The 2,150-nt window shown below is 70.7% G+C and carries 3 protein-coding genes; 2 read left to right on the top strand and 1 reads right to left on the bottom strand.

Translation table 11 applies throughout. The features are described from left to right. Together LMU33_RS40680 and LMU33_RS40685 are read left to right on the top strand one after the other, a co-directional pair. Positions 1 to 550, top strand: a 550-nt coding sequence (locus tag LMU33_RS40680; protein ID WP_228627120.1) for an oligopeptide/dipeptide ABC transporter ATP-binding protein, incomplete at its 5' end; no start/stop codon positions are given. A gap of 219 nt (positions 551 to 769) precedes the next feature. After that, positions 770 to 1,510 (top strand): class I SAM-dependent methyltransferase, encoded by a 741-nt coding sequence (locus LMU33_RS40685; protein ID WP_372478164.1) that lies wholly within the window; start codon positions 770 to 772, stop codon positions 1,508 to 1,510. 75 nt (positions 1,511 to 1,585) lie between these two features. On the opposite strand, the gene LMU33_RS40690 is transcribed toward LMU33_RS40685, so the two are convergent. Continuing rightward, positions 1,586 to 2,150, bottom strand: a 565-nt coding sequence (locus LMU33_RS40690) for an oligopeptide/dipeptide ABC transporter ATP-binding protein (protein ID WP_228627124.1), incomplete at its 5' end; no start/stop codon positions are given.

The following is a 2,150-nucleotide window of genomic DNA, read 5'->3' on the forward strand; positions in this document are numbered from 1 at the left end:
CCGCGCGCTGGCCCTGGAGCCGAAGCTGATCGTCGCCGACGAGCCGGTCTCGGCCCTGGACGTCTCCATCCAGGCCCAGGTCGTGAACCTGCTGCAGAAGGTGCAGAAGGAACTCGGCATCGCGTTCGTCTTCATCGCCCACGACCTGGCCGTCGTCCGCCACTTCTCGCACCGGGTCGCCGTCATGTACCTGGGCAAGATCGTGGAGATCGCCGACCGCGACGACCTGTACGGCAACCCGCGCCACCCCTACACCCGGGCGCTGCTCTCCGCCGTACCGGAGGCCACGGTGGACGAGGTGCCGCGCGAGCGCATCCGCCTGGCCGGTGACGTGCCGTCGCCGATCAACCCGCCGTCCGGCTGCCGCTTCCGCACCCGCTGCTGGAAGGCGACGGAGAAGTGCGCGACGGAGGCACCCACCCTGGTGCAGGTGGAGGGCAACAAGCCCGGTCATCTCACGGCGTGCCACTACCCTGAGACGCAGGAGACGATCCCCGCCCCCCGGGCCTCGGCGGACCGTCTCTCCAAGGACCCCGAGGCGGCGGCCTGACACACCCCTTTTCGTCAGCCGCCCCCTTGCGGAAGGGACTTTCACCGGCCCATTGACCCGAGCCCACGAACGTCCGCTTCCAGGGGACGAAGGCCCGCGCCTCCCCAGACGCGGGCCTTTGTCGTACCACGGGCGCGGCTGCGGCCCAGAGTTGAAACTCCCTCAAGAAGTGCTCCGGAACCTGACGCACCGTTCAGCATCGTGTGTCAGACTGCCGCGGTGGTAGATCATGTGTTTACCGATCTCACGCTCGCCGCGCTCTACGAGCGCCTCAATCCCTGGGGACCGGGTGACGACTTCTACCTCGGTCTCGTGCTTCGGGCCCGTTCGGTGCTGGACATCGGGTGCGGCACCGGGCAGTTGCTGCGGCGGGCCCGGGCCGAGGGGCACCTGGGCCGGCTGATGGGGCTCGATCCGGCCCCCGCCATGCTCATACAGGCGCGGCGGGGCCGGCCGGACGTCGAGTGGGTGCTCGGGGACATGCGCACCCGGCTGTGGAACGGGGAGTTCGACCTCGCCGTCATGACCGGGCACGCCTTCCAGGAGCTGGTCGGGGACGAGGAGATCCGAAGCTGTCTGCAAGCGGTTCGCGCGGCCCTCGGCGACGGCGGGCGGTTCGTGTTCGAAACGCGGAATCCGGCCGCGCGGGCCTGGGAGCGGTGGACCCCGGAGCGCGTCCACGAGATCACCGCCGGCGACGGCACACCGGTGCGAGTGTGGCACGAGGTGCACAGTGACGGACTGGTCGACGGCCGGGTCCGGTTCACCGAGACCTACGAGGGCGATACGTGGCCGGCCCCGCAGGTCTGCCACAGCGTCCTCCGCTTCCTCGACGAGGAGTCCCTGGGGGGCTTCCTGGCCGAGGCCGGACTGACGGTCGTCGAGCAGTACGGCGACTGGGGGCGGGGGCCCGTCACCCCCGCCGGCCCCGAGATCATCACCGTGGCCCGGCCCTCCTAGCTCAAGCAGGCCGGGCGAAGTCCGCTGCGGTTCGGCAGTGCCCCGAAGGGGCGCGGGGCCCCTTGGGCGGAGCGCTCAGTCGGCGTCCTCCTCCAGCGCCGCCAGTGCCGGGTCCAGCACGATGTCCTCGTCGCGTGCCTCGGTCGTCGGCTCCTCCGGGAAGTGGCAGGCCGTCAGATGGCCGGTGCGGTTGCCGGAGATCTGGATCAGCGGGGGTTCCTCGGTCGCGCACTTGTCCTGGGCCTTCCAGCAGCGGGTGCGGAAGCGGCAGCCGGAGGGCGGGGAGATGGGGGACGGCACGTCACCGGCCAGGCGGATGCGCTCGCGGCCGCCCGAGTCCTCGTCCGACAGGTTCACCTCGGGTACGGCGGACAGCAGGGCGTGCGTGTACGGGTGGCGCGGCCGGGTGTAGATGGAGTCGCGGTCGCCCACCTCGATGATCTTGCCCAGGTACATGACGGCGACCCGGTGCGAGAAGTGGCGGACGACGGCCAGGTCGTGGGCGATGAAGACGAACGCGATGCCGAGTTCCTTCTGGACCTCCTGGAGCAGGTTCACCACCTGGGCCTGGATGGAGACGTCCAGCGCGGAGACCGGCTCGTCGGCGACGATCAGCTTCGGCTCCAGGGCCAGCGCGCGT

Origin of the sequence: Streptomyces barringtoniae, assembly GCF_020819595.1 — a bacterium.
GTDB classification, from domain to species: Bacteria; Actinomycetota; Actinomycetes; order Streptomycetales; family Streptomycetaceae; genus Streptomyces; species Streptomyces barringtoniae.